The sequence below is a fragment of the Nocardioides sp. Z35_8 genome (genome assembly GCF_059621125.1).
In genome coordinates this window covers 1-25,857 of sequence record NZ_JCAQIE010000007.1, presented here as the reverse complement: position 1 = coordinate 25,857, position 25,857 = coordinate 1, and the positions used below count along the sequence as shown (strand labels likewise).

Here is a 25,857-nt window from a genome sequence, read left to right as displayed (position 1 = left end):
CAAGGCCCACTGTGCGTGTCGACGAGCGCGGATCAGGTGCGCTGGACGGCGCCCGTCCGCTCGGTGGCGTGCGCCACCGCGGCGTCGCGCGCGGCGGCCGCCTCGCCCTCCTTGAGCGTGCGGTCGGGAGCCCGGAAGCGGAGCGCGTAGGCCAGCGACTTCCTTCCCTCGCCCACCTGGTCGCCGGTGTAGACGTCGAAGAGCCGGAGCGACTCGAGCAGCTCGCCCGCTCCCTCGCGCAGGGCCGCCTCGACGTCGGCGGCCGGGACGGAGGCGTCGACGACGAGCGCCACGTCCTCCTTGGCGACCGGGTAGGACGAGAAGACCGGCGCCTGCCGCAGGTGGATCGAGCGTGCGATGAGCACGTCGAGGTCGACCTCCGCGGCGACCGTGCGCTTGGGCAGCCCGAACGCCTGGCAGACCTTCGGGTGCAGCTCACCCGCGTGGCCGACGACCTCGCCCGCCACGGACAGCTCGGCGCAGCGACCGGGGTGCCACGGGGCGACCTCCGCCGCGGTCGCGGTCACCTCGAGGCCGAGCGCCGCCGCGACGGCGCGCACCGCCTCGACGGCGTCGGACCACGACACCGGCCGCGCCGGGCCCCACCAGCCGCCCGAGACGGCGTCGCCGCTGGCGACGACCGCGAGGTGCAGCGGCTGGGCCGGCAGCGCGGCATCGAGCGCGGCGAACTCCTCGGCACTCGGACGCCGGTCCACCGGCAGGATCGCGGCGGGTCCGGCGTGGCGCGGGAGGGTGACGGTGGCGGTCTCGAAGAGCGCGAGGTCGCTCGTGCCGTGCCCGACGTTGCGGCCCGCGGCGCGCAGCACGCCCGGGAGCAGGGTCGAGGTCATCCACGCGGCCTCGGAGCTGAGCGGGTTGGACAGCCGCAGCAGGTCGCGGCGCGGGTCGTCGTCGGGCAGGCCCAGCGCGTCGAGGTCGGCCTCGCCCACGAACGGGAAGCTCACCACCTCCACGTAGCCCTCGCCGGCGAGCGTGCGTCCGATCCTCCGGCGCAGTTGCTGGGCGCGGGTCAGCCCTCGGCCCGACGACGGGGTCGGCAGCACCGACGGCACCTTGTCGTAGCCGACGAGGCGGATGACCTCCTCGGAGAAGTCCTGCGCGTCGGTGAGGTCGGGGCGCCACGGCGGCGGCGTCACCGCCAGCGTGCCGTTGCCCTCGACCTCGCAGCCGACGGCGCGCAGGCACTCGACGGCGCGCTCCTCGCTGATGTCCATCCCGGACACGCGGGCGGCCAGGTCGCCCGGCACGTCGACGACCGGCATCGCCGGCGGGGTGCCGACGACGGTGACGCCGGGGTGCGCGGTGCCGCCACCGTGCTCGACGAGCAGCTCGACGACACGGTCGGCCGCGGCCTCGCAGATCGTCGGGTCGACGCCGCGCTCGTTGCGCTTGCCCGCCTCGGAGGTGATCCGGTGCCGGCGGCCGGTGCGGAACATCGACACCGCGTCCCAGTGGGCCGCCTCGACGAGCACCGACGTGGTGGTGCTCGACATCTCGGTCGTCTCGCCGCCCATGACGCCGCCGAGGCCGATGATGCCCGAGTCGTCGGTGACCACGAGGTCGCCGCGGTCGAGCTCGCGGGACGTGCCGTCGAGGGTGGTCAGCCGCTCGCCCTCGCGGGCACGGCGTACGACGAGCGCGCCCTGCACCCGGTCGGCGTCGTAGCCGTGGATCGGCCGGCCGGTCTCGAGCATGACGTAGTTGGTGACGTCGACGGCCAGCGAGATGGGCCGCATGCCGGCCGCGGTGATGCGCTGCGCCATGAAGTCGGGCGTCGGCGCGGTGGGGTCGAAGCCGTCGACGCGGCGGGCGACGAAGACCGGGCAGCCCTCGGCGTCCTCCACGACGACGGGGTGGCCCTGGTCGTTGGCGGCAGGGGTGTCGCGGACCGCGGGGTCACGGAAGTTGCCGGCGCCGTCCACGGACACCAGCACCTCCCGCGCGATGCCGCGCAGCGACAGGGCGTAGGCCCGGTCGGGGTTGATCTCGAACTCGATGACCTCCTCGTCGAGGCCGAGCACGGGACGGACGTCGTCGCCGGGGGCACCGGCGTCCTCGGGCAGCACGATGATGCCGTCGTGGTCCTCGCCGAGCCCGAGCTCGCGGGCCGAGCAGATCATCCCCGCGGACAGGTGGCCGTAGGTCTTGCGGGCGCCGATCTCGAAGCCGCCGGGCAGCACGCCGCCGGGCAGCACCGTGACGACGAGGTCGCCGGGCTTGAAGTTGTGGGCGCCGCAGACGATGCCCACCCCGTCGGACTGCTCGCCGGTGCCGTGGGCCGCATTCAACTCGGGGCCGACGTCGACGGTGCACCAGTTGATGGTCTTGCCGTTCTTCTGCGGCTCGGGCTCCATCGTGAGCACGCGACCGATGACCAGCGGGCCCGTGATCTCGCGCCCGGGGCTGACGATCGCCTCGAGCTTGAGGCCGGTCAGCGTGAGCCGGTCGGTGATCTCCTCGGTGGTGGTGCCCGCGGGAACGTCGACGTGCTCCAGGATCCAGGACAGGGGTGTCTTCATCTCGCTCTCCCCTCTCAGATCTCGGTGCCGAACGCGCTGCTGAACCGGACGTCGCCCTCGAAGAGGGGGCGCAGGTCCTCCAGCCCGTGGCGGAACATGAACGAACGGTCGATGCCCATCCCGAAGGCGAAGCCGCTGTAGACCTGCGGGTCGACCCCGCAGGCGACGAGCACGCGCGGGTTGACCACGCCGCAGCCGCCCCACTCGATCCAGCCCTCGCCGCGGCAGGTGCGGCACGAGGCGGAGCCCGCCTCGTCGAGGCCGGAGCCGCGGCACACGAAGCAGCGGACGTCGACCTCGGCCGACGGCTCGGTGAACGGGAAGTAGGACGGGCGGAACCGCGTCGTGATCCCGTCGCCGAACAGCTGGGAGGCGAAGTGGTCGAGCGTGCCCTTGAGGTGGGCCATCGTGATGCCCTCGTCGACGACGAGGCCCTCGACCTGGTGGAACATCGGCGAGTGCGTCGCGTCGTACTCGTCGGTGCGGAACACGCGGCCCGGGCACACGACGTAGATCGGTGGCGTGCGGGTCAGCATCGTGCGCGCCTGGACGGGCGAGGTCTGCGTGCGCAGCACGAGGTGGTCCTCGGCGGGCTCGGTCCAGAACGTGTCCTGCATGGTGCGGGCGGGGTGGTCGGGACCGAGGTTGAGGGCGTCGAAGTTGAGCCACTCGGCCTCCACCACCGGGCCCTCCGCGACCTCGTAGCCCATGGCCACGAACAGGTCGGCGATGAGCTCGGACTGCAGGGTCAGGGGGTGGCGGCCGCCGCGGCGCCGGCGCGTGGTCGGCAGGGAGACGTCGACGGTCTCCTCGACCAGCATCCGCTCCTCGTGCTCGGCCTCGAGCACGGCCTGGCGAGCCGCGAGGGCCTGGTTGACCGCGCCGCGGGCCTGGCCGACGCGCTGGCCGGCCTCCTTGCGCGCCTGCGGCGGCAGGGCGCCGATCTCACGGTTGGCCAGGGCAAGGGGCGAGCGGTCGCCGGCGTGGTCGAGGCGGACCTGCTTGAGGGTGTCGAGGTCGGCGGCGTCCGCGATGGCGGCGAGGGCCGCGTCGCGCATCGCCTCGACCTGGTCGGCCTTGAGCGGGGTCACTTCGACAGGGTCGTAGTCGGTGTTGGGGCCGGACATGGCTCCCTTTCGCGCGGCGACATCGGTTCGCCGCAGAGTCTAGAAGTGGACGAGCGTCGGGTCGGACGGGGACTCCCCGGACCCGGTGGCGTCAGCTGCCCGACGGAACAGGTCCGGGGCTCGGAAATCGCAGGCTCGTGTGCACGACGACGATGCTACTCCTCGAAGGCGCTCCACACGGCGGCGCACTCGTCGCCCTCGCCGGAGGCGGGTGCGGGGCGACCCGAGGCGCCGACCATCCCGAGATCGCGCAGCGCGTGCTCGGCGCGCTCGCGCGCGAGGTTCCAGGCCCGCGGGTCGTCGACGACCTCCGCCGACAGCCCGTTGAGCGGGAGGCGCTCCAGCGCGCAGCGGGCCACGTCGGCGGGCAGCCGCTCGGCGATCACGGGGGCGGCGTCGGCGGAGAGGTCCTGGAGGTAGCGGATGTCGAGGTCACCGGTCGCGTCGTAGCGGTCGAGGTTGCGCCCGGCGACCCACGCGTCGGGGTTGATCGCAGCGAGGCCGATGAGCGCGACCGCGCCGGAGACGAGGGCGACCCGCGGCAGCCAGCGACCGAGCCCGGTGACCCCGGCGACCATGATCGAGAGCACGACGAAGCCGAGCCACCCCTCGAAGACGTCGACGAAGACGCGCAGCGTGGTGAAGCCGTAGGCGTCCTGGTAGACGCTCATCCCGCGCAGCGCGGAGGCCACCACGAGCAGGGTGAGCGCGCACAGCAGGCCGAGGGAGCCGAGCAGCCAGCGGCGGTCCTCGGCGGTGTCGCCCGCGCGCCGCGAGGCCACCCAGACGACCAGCACGGTCAACGCCGTGGCGAGGGTGAGCTGGCCGAAGCCCTGGTGCACGAAGTCGGCGTAGGTGAGGCCGGTCGTGGCCTCGATGTAGTCGCGTCCGCCGATGAGGGCGCGGGCCTCGGCGGCGATGTACGCGACGAACACGGCGTCGACGACGAGCACCGGCACCAGCCACTCGAACCGGTTGGCCAGGGCGGCCGGCCGCCGTCCGGAGAGCACCTCGACGTCGGCCGGGTTGAGCGCGAGGTAGGCCGCGCCGAGCGTGGCGGCGAAGACGAAGCAGGCCAGGAACGCCCGCCCGACCAGGTCGTTGAAGGTGAGGTTGGGCACGAGCTGGTCGACCCACGACCCGAAGACGGGGTTGGCGCTGGCGAAGATCGTGCCGAAGACGCCGAGGCCGAGCAGGGACCACACCGTCGTCCGCACGACGGCGGGGGTGCGCGAGCCGGTGCCGGCGATCCGCAGCGTCCGTCCGAACCAGGGCAGGCCGCGCACCGACGCCAGCGGCCACGCGAGGCCGGTCAGCACGAACCCTGGCAGCGTGCGCGCACCGGTGACCCCGCACAGGAACACCGCCGTGGCGGCGACGAGGCCGAGCATCTGGATCCACCAGGCGTCGAGCAGGGTCATCGGGAGCACGAGCAGCAGGGCGAGGGCGGCGCACGCCAGGGTCCAGGGCTCGCGGCGACGGCGGGCGGTGGCCAGCGCCGCGGCTCCGCAGACGACGGCGACCAGCGTCCACGAGACGCCGACCGCGGTGAAGGAGAGGGCGACGCCCGCGACCAGTCCGGCGCCCGCTGCGGCGGCCACGGTCAGCAGGCCGTGCGGCGCGCCGCGCTCGGGCCAGAAGCGACCGAACAGCGCGTCGAGCCCCGGCTGGGGGCGACTAGGGACGGCCGCCTGGGCGGACGGGTGCACCGACACGGGCTCCGCCGAGGGCGCGGCGGTCTCTGCCGCTGGCGCCCCGGAGGGAGCCGCGGTCGGGGACGGGGCCGGCGCGGTGGGCACGTCGAGGCGGAGCCGCGAGCCCTGTCCCGTCTCGGGGTCGAGGAAGCGCAGCGTGCCGCCGTGGAGCTGGGCCACCCACCGCGCCACCGCGAGCCCGAGGCCGGTGCCGCCGCTGCCGTCGGTGCCGAAGCGCTCGAAGACGCGGTCGCGGTCCTCCGGTGCCACTCCCCCGCCGGCGTCGACGACCTCGAGCCACCAGCCGTCGTCAGCGGCGCCGCCGGAGACCCGCACGGACGTCTCGGCGGGCGCGTGGCGCGCGGCGTTGTCGAGCACGTTGGTCACGAGCTGGCGCAGCCGCGCCGGGTCACCGGGCACGACGAGCCCCTCGCCCAGGTCGATCGCGAAGGTCCCACTCCTCCCGGCGGCACGCACCTGGGCCGCCGAGTCCGCGACGAGCGCGCGCAGCGCCACGTCCTGGCGGTCGAGGTCGACCACCCCCGCCTCGAGCCGGGAGAGCTGGAGCAGGTCCTCGACGAGCCGGCCGAGGCGTTGCGCCTCCTCCAGCGCCGCCCCGAGGTGCGGTGGGTCTGCAGGCACGACGCCGTCGGCGAGGTTCTCGAGCAACGCGGTCATGGCGGTGAGCGGGGTGCGCAGCTCGTGGGACACGGTGGCGATGAGGTCGCGGCGCTCGCGGTCGACCGTCGCGAGGTCCTCCGCCATGCGGTTGAAGGCCTGGGCGAGCTGGCCGACCTCGTCGGTGGCGCTCGTCCGCACGCGACCGGTGTAGTCGCCGCGCGCCATCGCCCGCGACACCTCGGTCATCCGGCGCAGCGGCGCGACCATCCCCGCGGCGAGCAGCTGGGTGACACCGAGCGCGAGGGCGACGCTGACGGGCAGCACGAGGACCGGCGAGACGCCGGCGGCCGAGCCGAGCAGGGTGAGCAGGACGGCCGTGACGACGGACACGACCACCAGCAGGCCGAGCTTGACCTTGAGGCTGGAGACGGCGTCGAGCCACCCGCTCACGGCAGCACCTCGAGCGCGTAGCCGACACCGTGGACGGTGCGGATCCGCGCGGCCCCCACCTTGCTGCGCAGCGCCTTGACGTGACTGTCGACGGTGCGGGTCGCGCTGGCGCTCGCCCAGGCGTCGCCCCAGTCCCAGACGTCGCGCAAGAGCCGTTCGCGGCTCAGCACCTGGCCGGGCGCCCGCGCCAGGCACAGGAGCAGGTCGAACTCGGTCGGCGTGAGGTGCACCGGCTCGCCCGCGACCGTCGTACGCCGCGTGCCGGGGTCGATGCGCACCCCGCCCACCTCGACGGCCGACGGCCGCTCGTCGGCGAGGGCGGCCGCGCGCTCCACGCGCCGCAGCAGGGCGGCGACCCGGGCCACGACCTCACGCATCGAGAAGGGCTTGGTGAGGTAGTCGTCGGCCCCCACCCCGAGCCCCACGAGGACGTCGGCCTCGTCGTCGCGGGCGGTGAGCATCAGCACGGGCACCGGTCGCGTCGCCTGGATCCGGCGGCACACCTCCAGGCCGTCGAAGCCCGGCAGCATCACGTCGAGCAGCACGACGTCGGGGCGCACGGTGGCGGCCAGGTCGACCGCCGACGGGCCGTCGAAGGCCTGCTCGACGGCGTAGCCCTCGGCGCGCAGGCGCTGAGCGAGCGCGTCGTTGATGGTGCGGTCGTCCTCGACCACCAGGGCGGTCCTCGCAGCTGTGGGGAGCGTCATGGCTCGACCCTAGGAGCGCGGGCGTGGCGAGGCCGGGGACGACTCGTGGAGGTTGTGTGGAGGTGCGCCTCAGACAGGTCGGCGGTCCTCGCGCGGCCAGTCGACCATCACGCGGGCACCGCCTCCGGGCGCGTCGTCGATGGTGACCCAGCCGCCGTGGGCACGCGAGAGCCCGCCGACGATGTACATGCCCAGCCCGCTGCCGCCGGCGTCGCCGGTGGTCCAGAACTTGGTGAAGACCCGGCGTCGCAGCTCGGCCGGGATGCCGTCGCCCTCGTCGTCGACGGTGATCCGGACTCCGTCGAGGGTGTCGGAGGCACCGACGCGGACCCGCACGTGCCCCTGGCCGTGGCGGACGGCGTTCTCCACGAGGTTGGTGACGACCTGGGTGAACTTGTCGGGGTCGGCGAACACCTCGGGCAGGCCGGGCTCCACCTCGAGGGAGATCCCGCGCGACGTGCCCGCCTCGATCGACTCGACGACGCGGCGCACCAGCACCTCCGCGGAGACCTCGCGCGGGTAGAGCTGGAGGCGGCCGGTGTCGATGCGCGCCACGTCGAGCAGCTCGGCGATCAGCCGCGAGAGCCGGTCGGCGTCGGCGTTGACGGTGGTGAGCATCAGCTTGCGCTGGTCGTCGCTGAGCTTGTCCCAGCGGTTGAGCAGCGCCTGCACGAAGCCCTTCACGCCGGTCAGCGGCGAGCGGAGCTCGTGGGCGACGGTCGCGACCAGGTCGGAGCGGTCGCGGTCGAGACGTGCCCGGCCCCGGCCGCTGCGCAGCCCGACGGCGATCCCGACGACGGGACCGCGCCTGCCCTCCCGCACCAGCCGGGCGGTGGTGAGCACCTCCTCCCCGCTGGCGTTGAGCCAGGACTGCTCGGGCACGCCGCGGGTGATGGAGATGGCGTCGAACGGCCGGTTGACGTCGAGCCAGGTGCGCCCGTCCTGGTCGAGCAGCCGCAGCACGTCGGGCAGCGGGAGGCCGCGCGCCTGCTCGGCGTCGACACCGAGCAGTGCGGCGCCCTGTGCGTTGAGGAGCGTCACCACGCCCGTGCGGCTCGCGCCCAGGACGCCGTCGGGGTAGAAGTCGGCGAGCTCCCGCAGCCGGCTCGGACGGGCGGAGTCCACCCGGTGGCGTGGCGCGTTCTGGTCGGCGGACACCTGCGCACCCTAGCCGCGCAGCGTCAGTGGTAGCGGCCGCCACGCGCCGCCGGCTTGGGCCGGCGCAGCCCGGCCGCGCGCAGCGCGAGCGCCAGCTCGCGCGAGGACACGGGCACGGCGCCTGCGGCGACCAGCGCGTCGTAGGCGTCGGCCGGCACGTCGTAGTGGTCGCGGTCCCAGCCACGGGCCGGGACGCCGTGGAACGCGGCGAAGGCGTGCACCTCGTCGTAGGAGGTGTCGCTGGCCAGGTGCGACCAGAGCCGGTCCCAGCGCGGGACGGCGGGAGGGTCGATGAGGATCACGGCCGTCCGCCTCGCTGCGCCCGGGCGCTGGCGTAGAGGCACACGGCCGCGGCGGTCGACAGGTTGAGGCTCTCGGCCCGCCCGTGGATCGGGATGGCGACGCGGTGGTCGGCCAGGGCGGCCAGCTCGTCGGGCAGGCCCCAGGCCTCGTTGCCGAAGAGCCAGGCGGTGGGGCCGGCGAGGTCCGCGTCGAAGAGGTCGACCTCGCCCGCGCCGTCGGCGGCGAGAACCGTCAGGCCGCGCGCCTGCGCCGCGCGCACCACGGCGGCGGCGTCGGGCTCGACCGCGAGCGGCAGGTGGAAGAGGCTGCCGACGGTGCTGCGCACGGTCTTGGGGTTGTAGGCGTCGACCGAGTGCCCGGCGAGCACGACGGCGTCCGCGCCCGCCGCATCGGCGGTGCGGATCACGGTGCCGGCGTTGCCCGGGTCGCGCACGTCGGCGCAGACGGCGAGCAGGCGCGGCGACGCGGCGACGACGTGCGCCAGGGGGGCGTCGACGTGGCGGCACACCGCGACCACGCCCGCCGGTGACACCGAGTCGGACAGCGAGGCGAGCGCCCGCTCGTCGACCACGGTGACCGGAGCGGATGCGAGGAGCGCGGCGTGCTGCTCGAGCGCGGAGGGCGTCGCGAACACCTCCACGACGCAGCCGTCCACGCCCAGGGCGCCCTCGACCGCCTTGGGCCCATCGGCAAGGAAGAGCCGCCGCTCGGTGCGTACCGAACGGCGGCTCAGCTTGCGAGCCTCCTTGACGCGAGCGTTGCTCGCGGAGAGGGGCTGCATGTTGCTCAGGCGGAGACCTTGGGCGCGTTGACGTCGTCGGGCAGCGCGGCCTTGGCGGCCTCGACGAGCGCGGCGAAGGCCGGGGCGTCGTTGACGGCGAGCTCGGCGAGGATCTTGCGGTCGACCTCGATGCCGGCCAGGCCGAGGCCCTGGATGAAGCGGTTGTAGGTCATCCCGTTGGCGCGGGCAGCGGCGTTGATGCGCTGGATCCACAGCTTGCGGAAGTTGCCCTTGTTCTTGCGGCGGTCGTTGTAGCTGTAGACCAGGGAGTGGGTGACCTGCTCCTTGGCCTTGCGGTAGAGCCGCGAGCGCTGGCCGCGGTAACCGCTGGCGCGCTCGAGGGTGGTACGACGCTTCTTCTGGGCGTTCACTGCGCGCTTGACGCGTGCCATGGTGCTACTCCTTGGTGCAGGGGAAAGTCGGGAAGGTCGGCGGCTGGGCCACCAGGGGTGAGGCTCAGATGCCGAGCATCTTCTTGGCGCGCTTGACGTCGCCGGGCTCGAGCTCGACCATGCCGGCGTTGCGGCGGTGCTTCTTGCGGCTGCCCGTCGTCGGCGCGGACGCGAACGCGGCGCCGGACTTGCGGCCGGCCTGCAGGCGCATGATCTTGCCCGAGCCGGTCACCTTGAAGCGCTTCTTGGCGCCCGAGTGGGTCTTGTTCTTCGGCATGTCTGCCTCAACTTCCTTGTGCGTGGTTCGTGGTCTGCTGGGGGTGAGCGGCCCGTGCTCAGGCTGTTGTCACGGCTCCGCCGCGACCTGCTCGATCGAGCCCTTCGCTTCGCTCAGGCCTCGATCTCAGGGTCCAGGTTCTCGGAGCGGCCACGCTCCTTCTTCTGTGCCACCGGTCCGGCGGCGTGGGCCGCCTCGCGCTCGGCGTCCTCCTCGGCCTTGCGGTCGGCACGCGCCTGCTCCTTGGTGGCGCGAGCGGCCTCGGCGTCGATCTTGGCGTCGGCCTTCTTCTTGTGCGGGCCGAGGACCATGGTCATGTTGCGGCCGTCCTGCTTGGGAGAGGACTCGACGAAGCCCAGGTCCTGCACGTCCTCCGCGAGCTTCTGGAGGAGCCGGAAGCCCAGCTCGGGGCGGTGCTGCTCGCGACCACGGAACATGATCGTGATCTTGACCTTGTCGCCGGCGCCGAGGAACCGCACGACGTGACCCTTCTTGGTCTCGTAGTCGTGCGAGTCGATCTTGGGACGAAGCTTCATCTCCTTGATGATCACGTTCGTCTGGTTGCGGCGCGCCTCACGAGCCTTCTGGGCGTTCTCGTACTTGAACTTGCCGTAGTCCATGAGCTTGCAGACCGGGGGGCGTCCCTGCGGGGCGATCTCGACGAGGTCGAGGTCGGCCTCCTGGGCCAGCTTGAGTGCCTGGTCGGTCGGCACGATGCCAACGGTCTCGCCGTTGGGTCCTACGAGCCGGACCTCGGGTACGCGGATCCGGTCGTTGATGCGCAGCTCGGTGCTGATGGGTCCTCCAGTGGTTCGGATGGATGGGAGCCCCTGTCGCACCGGTCGTGGATCTCCGGTGCGGGAAATGAACAATGGCTCCCGCTGTTGCCAAGCGGGAGCCAGTCACGACGCGTCCCCCACGAGGGGAAGGCTGGGTGGTCACATCCGTCTCACGACGGTGGTGTCACTGGACCGGACCCGACGATCTGTGGTGCAGGGCGATCGATGCGGGTGGGAGACGGGTGGTGCTCGACTCCGCTTGGCGGGATCGGTGTCGCACGGTGGTGCTGCGCGTCACTGATCGGTCAACACGAAAGGGTAGCGGATCATTCCGTGGAGGGCCCAATCCAGCCGTGCCCGCCCCCACTCTCCGGGTCGTCGCCGATCGCGACCAGCCGCCACCCGGCGGCCAGCCGGGTGAGGTCGTCGCCGTCGACGACGTACGTCGCGGGGCCGGCGAGGTCGACCAGCAGTGCCTCGGCCCCGTCCTGCACGGCCGCGGTGGCGGCGGTGGCCGCCGTGACCGGCACCGGTCGCGCCTGCGGGTCCCACCGCGCCATGGTCTCGGTGGAGGTGAACGCCAGCAGGCCCGTGCTGCCGTCCGCCGCCCGCACCAGCACCGCGGCCATGTCGGAGGTCTTGTCGTGGGCCAGCCCCTGGTCGTCGACCTCGACCTCGCCGAGGATCGCCACGACCGGGACGAGCAGCCGTGCATCCTGCAGGGCGGTGAGCACGTCGCCGGACGAGGCCTGACCCGACGCGTGCGCGGCCAGCAGGCCGGCCAGTCGCGGGTCGCCGGCGCCGGTGTCGTCGGCGAACCCCGGGTCGGGGATGGTCCGCACGAGCGGCTCCTGATCCGGGGGGCCGGCGGGGTCTCGGTCGTCGTGGTGCACGCGGCCATTGTCACGGAGGTGTGGTCGGTTGTGGGACTCTGGGCCCGTGGAAGGGACAACCTGGGCCGCTCTGACCGCCGCACTCACCGTGGCGGGTGCCATCTGGACGTGGATCGCGTTCCGCCGCCGCGGAGCCGCCAACGGGCTCCGCGCGATGGGCTTCACGCTCCTGCCCGCGGCCGCCTGGCTGACCGGCACCCTCGAGATGGTCGTCGACATCGCCGGGTCGGTCACCGACTGGGCGACCAGCCTGGTCTTCGACGTCCGCACCTGGGCCGGCGTCGGGCTGGCCGGCCTAGCGCTGGTCCTCTGGGTGGTCAGCGGCTTCATCCGCGACCGCCAGCTCGCCCGCGCCCAGGCCGGCGACGCCGCGCCGGGCCGCACCGGACGCCGCGGCTCGCTCCCCGAGGCGTCCTCCACCCGGACCGGCCCCACCTCCAAGCCGGCGGTCGACGACGAGATGGCCGACATCGAGGCACTGCTGCGCAAGCGCGGCATCGAGTGAGCGACCCGCTCGTCGAGCGCAACCGCCTCTGGTCGCGGCTCACCGCGGCGGTGGCCACGCTCCCCGAGCCGCCGCCGACGCCGATCGCGGTGGTCGACCTCGACGCGTTCGACGCCAATGCCGCCGACCTCGTGAGGCGCGCGGGCGGCAAGCCGGTCCGGGTCGCGTCGAAGTCGCTGCGGGTGCCCTCCCTGATCCGGCGGGCCTTCGCCCACGACGGCTTCTCCGGCGTGCTCGCCTACACCGTCCGCGAGGCGCTCTGGCTCCACGAGACGGGCGTCAGCGACGACATCGTGGTCGCCTACCCGTCGGTGGATGCCGGTGCGCTGTCCCGCCTGGCGTCCTCGCCGTCCGCGGCCGCCGCCATCACCCTCATGGTCGACGACCCGGCCCACCTCGACGCCGTCGACGCCACCCGCGCCTCGCGCGCGGTGCCGGTGCGCGTCGCGCTCGACGTCGACGCCGGCCTGCGGCTCGGCGGGCGCCACATCGGGCCGAAGCGGTCGCCGCTGTTCGACACGGCCGACGTGGTCGCCCTGGCCCGCACCGTCGTCGAGCGCGACGGCTTCCGGCTGGTCGGCGTGATGACCTACGAGGGCCAGGTGGCCGGGGTGCAGGACACCGTGCCGGAGCAGCGGGCCCGGTCGATGGTGGTCCGCAGGCTCAAGCGGGCGTCGATGTCCCAGCTCGAGGGGCGCCGCCGGGAGATCGCCGAGGCCCTGGCCCCACTGGTTGAGCTGGAGTTCTGGAACGGGGGTGGCACCGGCTCCGTGGAGGCCACGGCCGCCGACGGCGCCGTCACCGAGATCGCGGCCGGCTCCGGCCTGCTGGTGCCGCGGATCTTCGACCACTACGCGTCGTTCGAGCCGCGCCCGGCCGCGTTCTTCGGCCTCCCCGTCACCCGCCGGCCCGACCCGACGACGGCCACCGTGCACGGCGGCGGCCTCGTCGCGAGCGGCGCGACCGGTGCCGACCGCTCCCCCGTGCCGTGGGCGCCGACCGGGCTCCGGCTGACCTCGCTGGAGGGGGCCGGCGAGGTGCAGACGCCCCTGGTCGGGCACGCGGCGGCCACCCTCGCGATCGGCGACCTGGTCTGGTTCCGCCACGCCAAGTCCGGCGAGCTGTTCGAGCACGTCCGCGACGTGCACCTGGTGCGCGGTGACGTGGTCACCGACGTCGTGCCGTCCTACCGCGGCTGCGACCAGGCGTTCTGATGGGGGTCGACCCCCGCGAGGTCGCCCGGGAGGTCGTCGAGCGGGTGCAGGCGGCACCGCCGACACTCGGGCCGGGCCGGCTGGTGTGCGTCGACGGTCCCGCGGGGTCGGGCAAGACCACGCTGGCCGAGGCGCTGGCCGGCGTCGCCGCCCCCGGGGCCACCGTCGTGCACTGCGACGAGCTGCTCGAGGGCTGGTCCGGCCTGCCCGGCCTGCCCGCGACCGTCGAGGGCCTGCTGCGCCCGCTGGCCGCGGGCCGGGACGGGCGCTGGCGGCGGTGGGACTGGCACGCCGACGCCTGGGCCGAGGAGCGCGTCGTCGAGCCGGGCGGCCTGCTGGTGCTCGAGGGCGTCGGGTCGTGGTCGCCCGCGATCGCCGACCTGGCCGGCCTGCTGGTGTGGGTCGAGGCCGCCGCCGACGTGCGCCTGGCTCGCTGGACCGCCCGAGACGGCGAGGCGATGCTCGCGCACTGGGAGCAGTGGCGCCTCGACGAGCAGGCGCTGCACGACCGCCTGGAGACCCGCGCCCACGCGGACCTCGTGGTCGTCACCGGCTGACGCGAGGGCGTACGACGTCCCGCCCGGTCGTCGCGCGTGGCGGTGCCCGTCGCGGGGGATCGTGCTGCCTAGGGTGGCCGCCATGGTCTTCCCCAGCGGTGAGCAGTACGAGATCTCGGCGGCCGGCTACACCGCGGTGGTCACCGAGGGCGGCGCGGCGCTGCGGGTCCTGCGGCACCACGGCCGCGACCTGGTGCACGGCTTCGACCGCACCGCGATGTCGAGCGGCGGACGCGGCCAGCTGCTCATGCCCTGGCCCAACCGCATCCGCCGGGGCCGCTACTCGTTCGGCGGCCGCGAGCTGCAGCTCGGCCTGACCGACCCCGCCACCGGCAACGCGTCGCACGGGCTGGTGCGCTGGGCGCCCTGGACGGTGGAGGAGCACACCGGCACCTCGGTGTCCCTGGTGCACCGCCTGATGGCACAGACCGGCTATCCCTGGGCGCTCGACCTGCACGTCCTCTACGACCTGTCGGCCGACGGCCTCGTGGTCACCCAGACCGCCACCAACCTGTCCCCCGAGCCCGCCCCCTACGCCAGTGGGGCGCACCCCTACCTCTGCGCCGGCGATGCCGTCGAGGACCTCGAGCTGACCATCCCGGCCCGGACCCGGGTGGTGCTCGACGAGAGCAGGATCCCGACCGGCACCGAGCCCGTGAGCGGGGCGTACGACTTCAGGTCCGGGCGCCGGGTCGGCGACACCGTGCTGGACGACGGCCTCGGCGGGCTCGAGCACGTCGACGGACGGGTCCGGGTGACCCTGGTGGAGCCGACCGAGGGCCGTGGCGTGGCGCTGTGGGCCGACGAGCACCACCGCTGGCTGCAGGTCTTCACCCCGCCCGCCGAGGGGACGCGTCCGGCGCTGGCGGTCGAGCCGATGACCGCCCCGGCCGACGCGTTCAACTCCGGCACCGACGTGGCCACCCTCGCCCCGGCGGGCACGCCGGGCGACGAGCTGTCGGTGTCGTGGGGCATCCAGGTCGTGCTGCCCGCCGACTAGCTCCCCTCGGAGCCAGCGCGGTCGATCAGGGCGCGCAGCTCGCGCACGCCGTCCCGAGCGGCCTTGCCGTCGGAGCCCTGGAACGCCATCGCCGAGACGGAGGTGCCGTCGGCGAGGTCGAGCGTCGCCCAGGGAGCCCCGGACCGCAGGTGCACGGCGACCACCTGCTCCCAGGCCAGCCGCCGGGTGCGGAAGCCGTTGACCACGACCAGACCGGCGCGCTCGGCGGTCACCCGCGCGCGGCCCAGGGCCCAGCCGATCACCCCGAACCCCGCCCCCATGGCGAGGAGGGTGAGTCGCTGGAGGATGTTGAACTTCGCGCGGGTCTCGTCGCCGAAGCCGATCCAGGCGGCGGCGCAGACCACGAGCAGCACCAGGCCGAACCCGACGACGGCGAGGCGCACGCCCATGGGGCGCCACGTGCGGGGCAGGTCGGCGTCGGGGACCGGCGGGCGGCCCTCCGGGCCCTCAGAGGCGGCAGGCATGGATGTCCGTCAGCAGGATCGCGCGGGCGCCGATCGACCAGAGCTCGTCCATCAGGCGCTGCGACCCGGCCCGCGGCACCATCACGCGCACGGCGACCCAGCCCGGCTTGCCGAGCGGGGAGATCGTGGGACCCTCGCGACCCGGCGCCAGCTCGGTGGCCCGGTCGAGGTGCTCCTCCTCGATGTCGTAGTCCATCATCACGAAGCTGCGCGCCACGAGCACGCCCTCGATCCGGCGGCGGAAGATCTCGAAGTCGTCGGGCACCTCGCCGCCGCGGGTGATCAGCACCGCCTGCGAGTCGAGGATGACCTCGCCGAAGGTCTCCAGGCCCGCGGCGCGCAGCGTCGAGCCGGTCTCCACGACGTCGGCGATCACGTCCGCGACCCCGAGCTGGATGCTGGTCTCGACCGCCCCGTCGAGGCGGGTGACCGTGGCGGTGATGCCGTGGCGGAACAGGTAGTCCTCGACCACGCCGACGTACGACGTCGCGATCCGCAGCCCCTCGAGGTCGGCCAGCGAGGTGTAGCGGCCCACGGGGCCGGCGAAGTGGAAGCGGGAGCGGCCGAAGCCGAGCGTCATGACCTCCTCGGCCTTGGCGCCCGAGTCGAGCAGCAGGTCGCGCCCGGTGATGCCGACGTCGAGGGTGCCCTCGCCGACGTAGAGGGCGATGTCGCGCGGCCGGAGGTAGAAGAACTCGACGTCGTTCTCGGTGTCGACGAGCGCGAGCTCCTTGGAGTCGCTGCGCTGGCGGTAGCCGGACTCGCGGAGGATGTCGGTGGCTGCCTGGGACAGCGATCCCTTGTTGGGGATGGCGATGCGGAGGGTCATGCGAAGGTCACCGGGGCTCTCACAGGTGGGCGTAGACGTCGTCGAGGGTCAGGCCGGAGGCGAGCATCAGCACCTGCGCGTGGTAGAGCAGCTGGCTGATCTCGAGGGCGGTGGCGTCCTTGCCCTCGTGCTCGGCGGCCATCCAGGACTCGGCGGCCTCCTCCAGGAGCTTCTTGCCGATCGCATGGACCCCGGCGTCGAGCTGGCGGACCGTGCCGGACCCCTCGGGGCGCTCCTCGGCCTTGGCGGACAGCTCCGCCCACAGCTCCTCGAACGTCTTCACGAGGCCCTAGCCTAGGTGCTGCCGGGTGCGTCCCGGGCCACCGGTCCGGTCCCCGGCGTCAGTGCGCGCGGAGGGTCCTCCCGACGACGACCTCCCCTCAGGGGCTCCCGTAGGCGGGGCGTAGCGGGTTGACTCGAAGTCGAGGCGGCACGAGCTGCCCGAGGACGACGGACCACGGACGAAGAGGAGCCACCCGCCATGCGCCAGGTAGTCATGCACGCCCCCGGGGACGTACGGGTCGAGGAGCGCCCCGACCCCACCATCGTCGAGCCGACGGATGCGATCATCCGGTTGAGCGCGAGCTGCATCTGCGGCAGCGACCTGTGGCCCTATCGCGGCGCGGAGCCGATCGCGGACCAGGTGATGGGCCACGAGTACGTCGGGGTGGTCGAGCAGGTCGGTGAGGACGTGCGCACCGTCGAGGTCGGCGACTTCGTCGTGGGCTCGTTCTGGGCATCCGACAACACGTGCGAGATCTGCCGGTCCGGCTACCAGGCCTACTGCATCCACCGCGTCCTGATGGGCACCATCGGCACCCAGTCCGAGCTCGCCCGGATCCCGCTCGCCGACGGCACGCTGGTCAAGACGCCCGGCGTGCCGGAGCCCGACCTCATCCCGTCCCTCATGGCCGCCTCCGACGTGCTCGGCACGGGCTGGTTCGCCGCCGTCGCCGCCGAGGCAGGGCCGGGGAGGACCGTCGCAGTCGTGGGCGACGGCGCCGTCGGCCTGCTCGGCGTCCTCGCCGCCAAGCAGCTCGGCGCGGAGCGCATCATCGCGTTCAGCCGCCACGCCGACCGCCAGGCCCTGGCGCGCGAGTTCGGGGCCACCGAGATCGTCGAGGAGCGCGGCGCGGAGGGCGTCGCCAGGGTCAAGGAGCTCACCCATGGGCTCGGCGCGCACTCGGTCGTCGAGGCAGTCGGGACACAGGAGTCGATGATGCAGGCCATCCACGCGACCCGCCCCGGAGGGCACGTCGGGTTCGTCGGCGTCTCCCACGACGTCGCCATCCCCGGCGACGAGCTGTTCATGGCCGGCGTCCACCTCCACGGCGGCCCCGCCCCCGTGCGCCGGTTCCTCCCGGAGCTCGTCCAGCTCATCTGGGACCGACGGATCGACCCCGGCAAGGTCTTCGACCTCGCCCTGCCGCTCGACGAGGCCGCCCAAGGCTACGCCGCGATGGACCAGCGCACCGCCATCAAGGTGCTGCTCACGGTGTGAGCACCCGTCCCGGGGGGGACTACCGAGGCTGGTCGGCCCACACCGCCCGCACCACGCAGGCGGTGTCGAGCGCGGCGGAGGCGGCCTCCCATCCCTTGTCCTCGGCCGAGCCCGGGAGGCCGGCACGGTCCAGCGCCTGCTCCTCGGTGTCACAGGTCAGCACGCCGAAGCCCACCGGCACCGCGTGCTCGACGCTGACCCGGGTCAGGCCGTCGGTGGCCGCGGAGCAGACGTACTCGAAGTGCGGCGTCCCGCCGCGGATCACGACCCCGAGGGCCACCACCGCGTCGTAGCCGGCCCGCGCCAGCGCGGCCGCGACCACCGGCAGCTCGAAGGTGCCCGGCACCCGGACCACCTCCGGATCGGCGATCCCGTACGCCGCCAACGCGCGCTCGGCGCCGCCGACCAGTCCGTCCATCACCTGGGTGTGCCAGCTCGCCGCGACGACCGCGACCCGCAGGCCGCTGGCGTCGTAGGGCTGGGACGTGGGTGCTCCGGCTCCGCTCATGCGTGCTCTCCTTCTCTTGCGACCTGCTCGGACGGCTCGAGGTGCTCGGCCTGGTGGTCGATGGCCTCCGCGGGGAGGTCGAGCGCCTGGGCGCTCGTCCCGGGCAGGTGGTGACCCATCCGCTCGGCCTTGGTGCGCAGGTAGGCCTCGTTGTGCACCGTCGGGCTGATCGCCAGCGGGACCCGCTCGGCCACGCGGATGCCGAAGTCCTCCAGGCTGGCGGTCTTGTCGGGGTTGTTGGTCATCAGCCGCACCGACGCGATGCCGAGGTCGCGCAGCACCTGCGTCGCGGTGCCGTAGTGGCGGGCGTCGGCGGGCAGGCCGAGGTCGAGGTTGGCGTCGACGGTGTCGCGGCCGCCGTCCTGGAGCTGGTAGGCCTGCAGCTTGGCGACCAGCCCGATGCCGCGACCCTCGTGGCCGCGCAGGTAGACCACCACTCCCCTGCCCTCGGCGACGATCGCGCGCAGCGCCTCGTCGAGCTGGGGGCCGCAGTCGCAGCGCTCGCTGCCGAACACGTCGCCGGTCAGGCACTCGCTGTGCACCCGGGTCAGCACCGGCTCGTCGCCGGACAGGTCGCCGTGCACGAGGGCGACGTGCTCGCTGTCGTCGATGGTGATGCGGTAGCCGTAGGCGGTGAAGTCGCCGTGCCGAGTGGGCAGCCGCGTCTCGGCGACCCGCTCGACGTGGCGCTCGTGGCGGCGGCGGTAGCGGACCAGGTCGTCGATCGAGATCATCGCCAGGCCGTGCTCGTCGGCGAACTCCCGCAGCTCGGGACCCCGCTTCATGGTGCCGTCGTCGTTGACGACCTCGACCAGCACGCCGGCCGGCGTCAGCCCGGCGAGCCGGGCCAGGTCGACGGCCGCCTCCGTGTGTCCGCGGCGCACCAGCACGCCGCCCTCGCGGTAGCGCAGCGGGAAGACGTGCCCGGGGCGGGTGAGCTCCCACGGCTCGGTGGCGGAGTCCGCGAGGGTCCGCGCGGTGTGGGCCCGGTCGGCGGCGCTGATGCCGGTGGAGACGCCGTCGCGGGCGTCGACCGAGATCGTGTAGGCCGTGCGCAGCTTGTCCTTGTTGTGCGGGGTCATCAGCGGGATCTCGAGCCGCTCGAGCATGTCGCCCGGCATCGGCACGCAGATCACGCCGCTGGAGTGACGGATCGTGAAGGCCATCAGCTCCGGGGTCGCCTTCGCGGCGGCGAAGATGATGTCGCCCTCGTTCTCGCGGTCCTCGTCGTCGACGACGATGACCGCACGTCCTGCGGCGATGTCGGCGACGGCGCGCTCGACCGGGTCGAGGCGGACGGGGTCGGGTCCGGGGTCGGGGGCGGGCTCGTGGGTCTCGCTCATGCCGACACCGCCTCGCTGCTGCGGTCGGTGTCGGTCGTGTCGACGACCGTGCGGCTGGCCCGCATCCACACCACGAAGCCCATCACGACGAAGACGGCGTAGAAGAGGTACATGCCGGCCGTGGGGTAGTAGCCGGCCTGGACGAGGGTGGTCACCCCGACGATGTCGACGAGGATCCAGATCAGCCAGAACTCGACCCAGCCGCGGGCCATGCCGTAGGTCGCGAGCATCGAGCCGGCGAGGATCCACGCCTCGGTGGTCGGGCCCCAGGAGCCCAGGACCTGGGTGAGGAGCACGTAGGCCGCCGCGTAGCCGACGACGCCGACCACGAGCAGCTGGATCCGCTCGGCACCGGTCGCCCAGCGGGGCGCGATGGCTCCGCCGTCGGACGCGCCCCCGGCGCGGCGTACCCGCGTCCAGCGCCACCAGCCGTAGAGGGAGACCGCGGCGAAGAAGACCTGTCGCCCGGCCTGGCCCCACAGCGGCTCGTCGATCTGGCCGGAGAGCTCGCCGGTGGCGAAGACGGTGAAGAGCAGCACGTTGCCGACCAGGCCGATCGGCCAGGCCCACACCAGGCGCTTCATGCCGAGGATCGCGCTGGCCAGGCCGAAGACGTTGCCGACGACCTCGCGGACACCGAGCTCCCCGCCGCCCACCGGGATGGTGCCGTGGATGAGCCATTCGAGAAGGGACATCATTCTTCCTCGTCGTTCGTACGGGCGGGGGCGTGGACGCCGAGCAGCTTCTCGACGTGCTTGGCGATGACGTCGGCCTCGAGGTTGACCAGGTCGCCGACGCGGCGGGACCCGAGCGTCGTGCGGGCGAGGGTCTCGGGGATCAGGCTGACTGTGAAGCTGGAGTCGTAGGCCTCGACCACGGTGAGGCTCACGCCGTCGACGGTGATCGAGCCCTTGTCGACGAGGTAGCGGGCGAGGTGGGCGGGCAGCGAGACCTCCACGACGTCCCAATGCTCGCTGGGCGTGCGCGAGAGGATCTCGCCGACACCGTCGACGTGGCCCTGGACGATGTGGCCGCCGAGGCGGGTGCCGAGGGTCACGGCGCGCTCGAGGTTGACCCGGTCGCCGGGCGCGACGCCGCGCAGGGAGGTCTTGTCGAGCGTCTCCTGCATGAGGTCGGCGGTCCACCGCCCGTCCCCGATCTCCGAGACGGTGAGGCAGCAGCCGTTGACGGCGATGGAGTCGCCCGGCGCGGTGCCCTCGAGCACGGTGTCGGCCTCGACGGTGAGCCGGATGGCGTCGCCCTGGTCGGTGACCTCGGCGACGGTGCCGAGCTCCTCCACGATCCCGGTGAACATTCAGTGCCTCCTCAGGGGCGTCATGGTGAGCCGGATGTTGGTGTCCTCGCCGTCGCCGCCGGGCAGCACGTGCACGTCGTCGACGCGCAGGTGCCGGGCGTCCGCGATCGTCTCGATGCCGAGGTCCGCGACGGCGCTGGTGCCGGCACCGAGCAGCATCGGCGCGACGTAGGCGACCACCTCGTCGACGAGGTCCGCCTGCAGGAACGCGCGGGCCAGCGACGGTCCCCCCTCGAGGAACACGTGCTGGCGGTCGAGCGCGCGGAGCCGGGCGAGCGCCTCGTGGGGGTCGCGGGTGCGGAGGTGCACCGTCTCGGCGGCGTCGTCGAGGACCCGTCGGTCGGGCGCCAGGTCGCGCAGCCCCATCACCCCACGCAGCGGCTGGATCGCCACCGGCCGGTCGAGCTCGTCGCGCACGGTGAGCTGGGGGTCGTCGACCTCGACGGTGTGGGTGCCGACGAGCATCGTGTCGCACTGCGCGCGCAGGCGGTGCGTGTCGAGGCGGGCCGCGCGGCTCGACACCCAGCGGCTGGTGCCGTCGGCCGCCGCGCTGCGACCGTCGAGGGAGGTGGCGAACTTCCAGGTGACGAAGGGGCGGGCGTGGATGACGGCGAACGTCCACACGCGGTTGACCGCCTCCGCCTCCGCGGCCAGCAGCCCCGACTCGACGTCGACGCCGGCGTCGCGCAGTCGGCGGTCACCGCCGCTGGCCGCCGGGTTGGGATCGGCCTGTGCGTAGACGACGCGGCGTACGCCCGCCGCGACCAGGGCCTCGCTGCACGGTCCGGTGCGGCCGGTGTGGTCGCACGGCTCGAGCGTGACCACGGCAGTGGCCCCGCGTGCCGCCTCGCCGGCCTCGGCCAACGCGGCGGCCTCGGCGTGCGGCGTACCGGCGCCGCGGTGGAAGCCCTCGGCGATCGTGGAGCCGTCCGCCGCGAGCAGCACGCAGCCGACGCGCGGGTTGGGACCGAGCGGCACCCCGGGGGCGACGGCGATCGCCAGCGCGCGGCGCATCGCGCGCCGCTCCGCCTCGCTGCTCGTCATCTCCGCCTCCGGTCCGTGTGGGACTCCGGGGGGCGGGCGACGGGGCACGCGGTCCCCGGTCGGGGACGACGTACGAGCCGTCAGCGTGCACTTCTCATCCGGACTATGACCGTCGGTCCAGGAGTTCCACCTGGTCAACCGGCCACTGGCGGTGGTCGGGTCGCGGACTGTGACCGCCGGTGCGGAGTTCCACCGCCCCCAGAGCACGCAAGCTCTTGTGGGCGCAACTCTGCCACAGCGCGAGCCATTCCCTCACCCGGCTCCACCGGTGAGATGGGCGACACCGTGTCGCGGCCGAGCGCCGTCAGACCTGGTCGAGGAAGCGGTCGAAGACCCGCGCGCCGAACTCGAGGGCGTCGACCGGCACCCGCTCGTCCACGCCGTGGAAGAGGGCGGTGAAGTCGAGGTCGGCCGGCAGCCGCAGCGGCGCGAAGCCGTAGGAGCGCATGTCGAGCGTGCGGAAGTGCTTGGCGTCGGTGCCGCCCGACATCAGGTAGGGCGCGACGATCGCCTCGGGGTCCTCGGCGAGCAGGCTGCGGGTCATCGCCGCCACCAGGTCGCCGTCGTACGGCGTCTCCCACGGGTCCTGCTTGGACTCGAAGTTGAACTCGATGCCGTCGCCGGCGAGCTCGCGCAGCGTCGCGAAGAACTCGTCCTCGTAGCCGGGCAGGAAGCGCCCGTCGACCGTGGCCTGCGCGTCGGTGGGGATGACGTTGGTCTTGTAGCCGGCGCGCAGCATCGTCGGGTTGGCGGTGTTGCGGATGACCGCGCCGAGCATCCGGGCGGCGTCGCCGAACTCCTCCACCAGCGCCTCGGCGTTGTCGGGCGTCGCCTCCGTGCCGGCGAGCTCGGCGACGCTCGCGAGCAGCACCTCCATGGTCGGGGTCAGCCGCACGGGCCACTGGTGCGCGCCGATGCGGGCGACCGCGCCGGCGAGCCGGGTGACGGCGTTGTCGTCGTTGATCATCGAGCCATGGCCGGCCCGGCCGCGGGCCGTCAGCCGCATCCACGCCATGCCCTTCTCGGCCGCCTCGATGAGGTAGACCCGGCGTCCGCGCACGGTGGCCGAGAAGCCGCCCACCTCGCCGACGGCCTCCGAGCAGTCGGCGAACCAGTCGGCGTGCTGGTCGACGAGCACCCCGGCGCCGTGGTGGCCACCCGCCTCCTCGTCGGCGGTGAAGCACAGCACCAGCTCGCGGTCGGGCACCGCGCCGGCCGCCGCCCGCGCCCGTACGACGCTGAGCAGCATGGCGTCGAAGTCCTTCATGTCGACCGCACCCCGGCCCCACACGTGCCCGTCGCGGATCTCGCCGGCGAACGGGTCGACCTGCCAGTCGGAGGCCTCCGCGGGCACGACGTCGAGGTGGCCGTGGAGCAGCAGCGGGGCACGGCCGTCGCCGCCGCCCCAGCGCGCCACGACGTTGGCGCGACCCGGCAGGCCCTCGATGACCTCGGCGTCGATGCCGACCTCGTCGAGCAGGCCCGCGACGTGCTCGGCCGCCTTCCGCTCCCCCGGCCCCTCGTCGGTGCCGTAGTTGGAGGTGTCGATGCGGATGAGCTCCTGGCACAGCCGCACCACCTCCGCCGCAGGGTCGTAGGAGCGGTCCTGCGAGCGGTCCTGCGAGAGGTCCCGGGGCGCCTGTTCCATGCCGCCCATCCTGCCCCACGAGCGAGCACCAGCCCCGATTCGTTGGTGGGAAGCGGCTTTGCTACTGTTTCCCAGCACTCGTCCGGGTGGCGGAATTGGCAGACGCGCTAGCTTGAGGTGCTAGTGCCCGTATTAGGGCGTGGGGGTTCAAGTCCCCCCTCGGACACCACGGTTGGACAGTCAGGGCCTCGCGAGAGCGGGGCCCTGACTGCTTCCCCCGACCTGGTTGTCCGACCTGCTTCTCGACGCGGATCCGGGCGTCACCGATCCCTGCAGAAAGTCCCCTGGCGGACAGTCCCCTCGGCGGTGTGCCAGCTGTCGGCGAGACGGCAACCACTGGGCCCGGAGGTCCTCCGGGGGAGGTCTGACGGGGTGTGTCCCCATTGGCTGGGCGAGTTGTACAGGGACCGTGCGGCGCATGCCGCACCCTGGACACATCCGCGCGCAGGCAGGACGCGAGAACGGAGAAGACGCCCTCGCGTGGTCGTCATCGACGCCTGACCGGACCCGCGGCGCCTTGAACGGCGGGTTCACGTCCACGACCGAGGCGGCCCCTACCGCCGCGCCTAGGGCGCGAATCGAGTCGTGGCCGTCGACGTCGACGTCACCGGCCTACCGGTGGCCGCGCTGGTGGTGCCCGCCGATGCTGGTGCGCCAGTCGTCACGCCACCGCATGATGCGGGCAACAACAACCGCAACGCAGTCGTCCGCGACCCCGAGGGCACCCTGGCGGAGTTCGTCGCCAAGCGGTCCTAGCGGCACGCCGCTCCAGCGCGACCGAATCTCGGCAGATCCGGTCCAGCTGATCGCGGCAGATCCGGTTGAACCGCAGCGCACGCTCTCGGCGGTACGAGCGTGCAAATCACGGCCACTGCGGCGTGCCGTCACGGCCGAACCAGCCCTCGAGGTCAGACCACCTGACGACAAACTGGGACTGCCGACCCGACGCGGCACTCGCACGCCGCATCGTTACCCACCGCAGGTACGGTTCCGTCCCCGCGACGCCCGACCCCTGACTCACTCCGGCTGGAATACGCAGAACTCGTTGCCCTCCGGGTCTGCGAGGACATCCCAATCGATCTCCGCGTCGCGACGGCGCATGACGGTCGCACCAAGCTCGACGAGTTCCTCGCAGTCTCCGTACACGTCCAAGTGCATCCGGTTCTTGACCGACTTCTGCTCGGCGACCGGATTGATCCAGATCAGGGGTCCGCTCCCAGCCGGGTCGACGATCGGCGTCGGCCACGCCGCCGGCCGAGTCCAGCCCTCGTCGCGCGGATACAGCTCATCCGATCGCCGGTAGCCAAGGGCGGCGCACCACCAGTCTGCGAGCGCCTGGTGGTCGACCGCGTCGAGCGCGATGTCTTTGAAACGTGCCGGCACCCGTTCATCGTGGCACAAGGGGAGTCGGCGCCTTCGGCGCCTCGTCCGGGTGGCGGGCGCTCGCCCCAGAAGAGCGGCTACGCGCACCATCAGCGGCCAGATCCGGGCGAGCGTAGCCGTCCTCAACGCGGCAGATCCGGGCGTTACGGTCGACGCTCCTTCAAGGCGAGAACCCTGACGACGGGCTAGATCCAGCCGAGGGCTGCGAAGGTGCTCCTGGCGAAGTCGCCGATGATGGGCTGGTCGAGTTCGCCGCGTGCGAACCAGCGCACTTGGTCGACCTCATGCCCGTCGGGTGTCACGGTCACTTCGGGAGCCAGGCGCGCGCTGTAGATGATGCTGACGTAGGCGCACTGGTCGCCGTTGGGGTAGGTGAGGCGGAACTGGGGGCCGCCGATGGCGCCGACCAGGCCAGTGAGTTCGACCTCGGCACCGATTTCTTCCCAAGCCTCGCGACGCGCTGCGTCCTCGGGTGCCTCGTCCTCGTCTACCGCGCCACCGATGGTGCCGTAGGACCCGAAGTCAGTCTGGCGGACTAACAGGACGCGATCGTCGTCGTCGATGGGCAGGACCGCTACGGAGGGAAGCAGGAGCAGGTCGTTCCCCACCTTGGCGCGTAGGCGGGCTATGTGGGGCGCAGCAGGCATGACTTGACCCTAGATGCCTGCAAGCAGGCGACGGACGCACCCGCCGCGATGACGCGGATCACGAGCAACCGCATCTCGGGGTGCTCTCAAGGGGTCAGCGCAACACTTCCTTAACTCGAGGAGGTTGCGGTGGGACGTGGTGACTACGAGAAGCTG

At 73.1% G+C, this 25,857-nt stretch carries 28 protein-coding genes, 1 tRNA gene and 1 riboswitch; of the genes, 7 read left to right on the top strand and 22 right to left on the bottom strand.

Annotation, left to right across the window (positions count from 1 at the left end):
* Positions 1–32: 32 nt before the first annotated feature.
* The 11 genes from pheT to AC54T2_RS19505 form a co-directional block, all read right to left on the bottom strand.
* Complete coding sequence (gene pheT, locus AC54T2_RS19555) at positions 33–2,540, bottom strand: phenylalanine--tRNA ligase subunit beta (RefSeq protein ID WP_496667002.1); 2,508 nt, start codon at positions 2,538–2,540, stop codon at positions 33–35.
* 14 nt (positions 2,541–2,554) lie between these two features.
* Positions 2,555–3,667, bottom strand: a complete 1,113-nt coding sequence (gene pheS, locus AC54T2_RS19550) for a phenylalanine--tRNA ligase subunit alpha (protein WP_186342689.1) — start codon at positions 3,665–3,667, stop codon at positions 2,555–2,557.
* A gap of 155 nt (positions 3,668–3,822) precedes the next feature.
* Positions 3,823–6,432: a DUF4153 domain-containing protein gene (locus AC54T2_RS19545; RefSeq protein ID WP_496667001.1), complete on the bottom strand. Its 2,610-nt coding sequence runs from the start codon at positions 6,430–6,432 to the stop codon at positions 3,823–3,825.
* On the bottom strand, positions 6,429–7,139 hold the full coding sequence (locus AC54T2_RS19540; RefSeq protein ID WP_496667000.1) for a response regulator transcription factor: 711 nt from the start codon (positions 7,137–7,139) through the stop codon (positions 6,429–6,431). The genes AC54T2_RS19545 and AC54T2_RS19540 overlap by 4 nt, the downstream gene beginning before the upstream one ends.
* Positions 7,140–7,208: 69 nt before the next feature.
* Positions 7,209–8,297: a sensor histidine kinase gene (locus AC54T2_RS19535; protein WP_496666999.1), complete on the bottom strand. Its 1,089-nt coding sequence runs from the start codon at positions 8,295–8,297 to the stop codon at positions 7,209–7,211.
* Between the two features lie 23 nt (positions 8,298–8,320).
* Positions 8,321–8,599: a DUF4031 domain-containing protein gene (locus tag AC54T2_RS19530; RefSeq protein WP_496666998.1), complete on the bottom strand. Its 279-nt coding sequence runs from the start codon at positions 8,597–8,599 to the stop codon at positions 8,321–8,323.
* Positions 8,596–9,381, bottom strand: a complete 786-nt coding sequence (locus tag AC54T2_RS19525; RefSeq protein ID WP_496666997.1) for a TrmH family RNA methyltransferase — start codon at positions 9,379–9,381, stop codon at positions 8,596–8,598. Before AC54T2_RS19525 ends, AC54T2_RS19530 begins: the two co-directional genes overlap by 4 nt.
* A 5-nt stretch (positions 9,382–9,386) precedes the next feature.
* A complete protein-coding gene (gene rplT / locus AC54T2_RS19520; protein ID WP_496666996.1) occupies positions 9,387–9,773 on the bottom strand; it encodes a 50S ribosomal protein L20 in 387 nt (128 codons plus the stop codon).
* 64 nt (positions 9,774–9,837) lie between these two features.
* Positions 9,838–10,050 (bottom strand): large ribosomal subunit protein bL35, encoded by a 213-nt coding sequence (locus AC54T2_RS19515; RefSeq protein ID WP_056909573.1) that lies wholly within the window; start codon positions 10,048–10,050, stop codon positions 9,838–9,840.
* Between the two features lie 113 nt (positions 10,051–10,163).
* Positions 10,164–10,889 carry a translation initiation factor IF-3 gene (infC, locus tag AC54T2_RS19510; protein ID WP_491498744.1) on the bottom strand — a complete coding sequence of 242 codons (726 nt, stop codon included), beginning with the start codon at positions 10,887–10,889 and terminating at the stop codon, positions 10,164–10,166.
* 266 nt (positions 10,890–11,155) lie between these two features.
* Entirely contained in the window at positions 11,156–11,671 is a 516-nt protein-coding gene (locus tag AC54T2_RS19505) for an SseB family protein (protein ID WP_241005101.1), read from the bottom strand.
* Between the two features lie 97 nt (positions 11,672–11,768).
* Here AC54T2_RS19505 and AC54T2_RS19500 point away from each other — a divergent pair, with 97 nt between their 5' ends.
* From AC54T2_RS19500 to AC54T2_RS19485, 4 genes are all read left to right on the top strand, one after another.
* Entirely contained in the window at positions 11,769–12,227 is a 459-nt protein-coding gene (locus AC54T2_RS19500; protein ID WP_186342707.1) for a cellulose synthase, read from the top strand.
* Positions 12,224–13,441: an amino acid deaminase/aldolase gene (locus tag AC54T2_RS19495; RefSeq protein ID WP_496666995.1), complete on the top strand. Its 1,218-nt coding sequence runs from the start codon at positions 12,224–12,226 to the stop codon at positions 13,439–13,441. The genes AC54T2_RS19500 and AC54T2_RS19495 overlap by 4 nt, the downstream gene beginning before the upstream one ends.
* A complete protein-coding gene (locus AC54T2_RS19490) occupies positions 13,441–13,998 on the top strand; it encodes a uridine kinase family protein (protein WP_496666994.1) in 558 nt (185 codons plus the stop codon). Before AC54T2_RS19495 ends, AC54T2_RS19490 begins: the two co-directional genes overlap by 1 nt.
* 82 nt (positions 13,999–14,080) lie before the next feature.
* The gene (locus tag AC54T2_RS19485; protein WP_496666993.1) at positions 14,081–14,998 is read left to right on the top strand and encodes an aldose 1-epimerase family protein; all 918 of its coding nucleotides are present in this window, start codon (positions 14,081–14,083) and stop codon (positions 14,996–14,998) included.
* On the opposite strand, the gene AC54T2_RS19480 is transcribed toward AC54T2_RS19485, so the two are convergent.
* Genes AC54T2_RS19480 through AC54T2_RS19470 form a run of 3 tightly spaced genes read right to left on the bottom strand, consistent with a single transcriptional unit; the run spans position 14,995 to position 16,595 of the window.
* Positions 14,995–15,483 (bottom strand): PH domain-containing protein, encoded by a 489-nt coding sequence (locus AC54T2_RS19480; protein WP_186342679.1) that lies wholly within the window; start codon positions 15,481–15,483, stop codon positions 14,995–14,997. The genes AC54T2_RS19485 and AC54T2_RS19480 overlap by 4 nt on opposite strands.
* Complete coding sequence (hisG, locus tag AC54T2_RS19475) at positions 15,467–16,312, bottom strand: ATP phosphoribosyltransferase (protein WP_186342678.1); 846 nt, start codon at positions 16,310–16,312, stop codon at positions 15,467–15,469. Before hisG ends, AC54T2_RS19480 begins: the two co-directional genes overlap by 17 nt.
* Positions 16,313–16,331: 19 nt before the next feature.
* On the bottom strand, positions 16,332–16,595 hold the full coding sequence (locus AC54T2_RS19470) for a phosphoribosyl-ATP diphosphatase (RefSeq protein ID WP_186342677.1): 264 nt from the start codon (positions 16,593–16,595) through the stop codon (positions 16,332–16,334).
* 198 nt (positions 16,596–16,793) lie between these two features.
* On the opposite strand from AC54T2_RS19470, the gene AC54T2_RS19465 reads away from it, so the two are divergent.
* Positions 16,794–17,813, top strand: a complete 1,020-nt coding sequence (locus AC54T2_RS19465) for a zinc-dependent alcohol dehydrogenase family protein (RefSeq protein WP_186342676.1) — start codon at positions 16,794–16,796, stop codon at positions 17,811–17,813.
* 19 nt (positions 17,814–17,832) lie between these two features.
* On the opposite strand, the gene ribH is transcribed toward AC54T2_RS19465, so the two are convergent.
* The 6 genes from ribH to AC54T2_RS19435 all read right to left on the bottom strand — a co-directional run bounded on the left by ribH (position 17,833) and on the right by AC54T2_RS19435 (position 23,671).
* A complete protein-coding gene (ribH, locus tag AC54T2_RS19460; RefSeq protein ID WP_496666992.1) occupies positions 17,833–18,321 on the bottom strand; it encodes a 6,7-dimethyl-8-ribityllumazine synthase in 489 nt (162 codons plus the stop codon).
* Positions 18,318–19,664 (bottom strand): bifunctional 3,4-dihydroxy-2-butanone-4-phosphate synthase/GTP cyclohydrolase II, encoded by a 1,347-nt coding sequence (locus AC54T2_RS19455; protein ID WP_496666991.1) that lies wholly within the window; start codon positions 19,662–19,664, stop codon positions 18,318–18,320. Before AC54T2_RS19455 ends, ribH begins: the two co-directional genes overlap by 4 nt.
* Positions 19,661–20,362 carry a nicotinamide riboside transporter PnuC gene (gene pnuC / locus AC54T2_RS19450; protein WP_206054360.1) on the bottom strand — a complete coding sequence of 234 codons (702 nt, stop codon included), beginning with the start codon at positions 20,360–20,362 and terminating at the stop codon, positions 19,661–19,663. Before pnuC ends, AC54T2_RS19455 begins: the two co-directional genes overlap by 4 nt.
* On the bottom strand, positions 20,359–20,979 hold the full coding sequence (locus AC54T2_RS19445; protein ID WP_186342672.1) for a riboflavin synthase: 621 nt from the start codon (positions 20,977–20,979) through the stop codon (positions 20,359–20,361). Before AC54T2_RS19445 ends, pnuC begins: the two co-directional genes overlap by 4 nt.
* The gene (ribD, locus tag AC54T2_RS19440) at positions 20,980–22,023 is read right to left on the bottom strand and encodes a bifunctional diaminohydroxyphosphoribosylaminopyrimidine deaminase/5-amino-6-(5-phosphoribosylamino)uracil reductase RibD (RefSeq protein WP_496666990.1); all 1,044 of its coding nucleotides are present in this window, start codon (positions 22,021–22,023) and stop codon (positions 20,980–20,982) included. It abuts the gene before it with no gap.
* Between the two features lie 81 nt (positions 22,024–22,104).
* Positions 22,105–22,234, bottom strand: a riboswitch (FMN riboswitch).
* 93 nt (positions 22,235–22,327) lie between these two features.
* A complete protein-coding gene (locus AC54T2_RS19435; protein WP_496666989.1) occupies positions 22,328–23,671 on the bottom strand; it encodes a M20/M25/M40 family metallo-hydrolase in 1,344 nt (447 codons plus the stop codon).
* Between the two features lie 80 nt (positions 23,672–23,751).
* Here AC54T2_RS19435 and AC54T2_RS19430 point away from each other — a divergent pair.
* Positions 23,752–23,840 (top strand) — tRNA-Leu (locus tag AC54T2_RS19430).
* Between the two features lie 416 nt (positions 23,841–24,256).
* The gene (locus AC54T2_RS19425) at positions 24,257–24,427 is read left to right on the top strand and encodes a VOC family protein (protein WP_186342670.1); all 171 of its coding nucleotides are present in this window, start codon (positions 24,257–24,259) and stop codon (positions 24,425–24,427) included.
* Positions 24,428–24,688: 261 nt separating this feature from the next.
* Here the strand turns inward: AC54T2_RS19425 and AC54T2_RS19420 are convergent, their stop codons facing one another.
* Both AC54T2_RS19420 and AC54T2_RS19415 read right to left on the bottom strand, forming a co-directional pair.
* Positions 24,689–25,054 carry a VOC family protein gene (locus tag AC54T2_RS19420; protein WP_496666988.1) on the bottom strand — a complete coding sequence of 122 codons (366 nt, stop codon included), beginning with the start codon at positions 25,052–25,054 and terminating at the stop codon, positions 24,689–24,691.
* Positions 25,055–25,239: 185 nt separating this feature from the next.
* Positions 25,240–25,701: an NUDIX domain-containing protein gene (locus AC54T2_RS19415; protein WP_496666987.1), complete on the bottom strand. Its 462-nt coding sequence runs from the start codon at positions 25,699–25,701 to the stop codon at positions 25,240–25,242.
* Between the last annotated feature and the right edge of the window lie 156 nt (positions 25,702–25,857).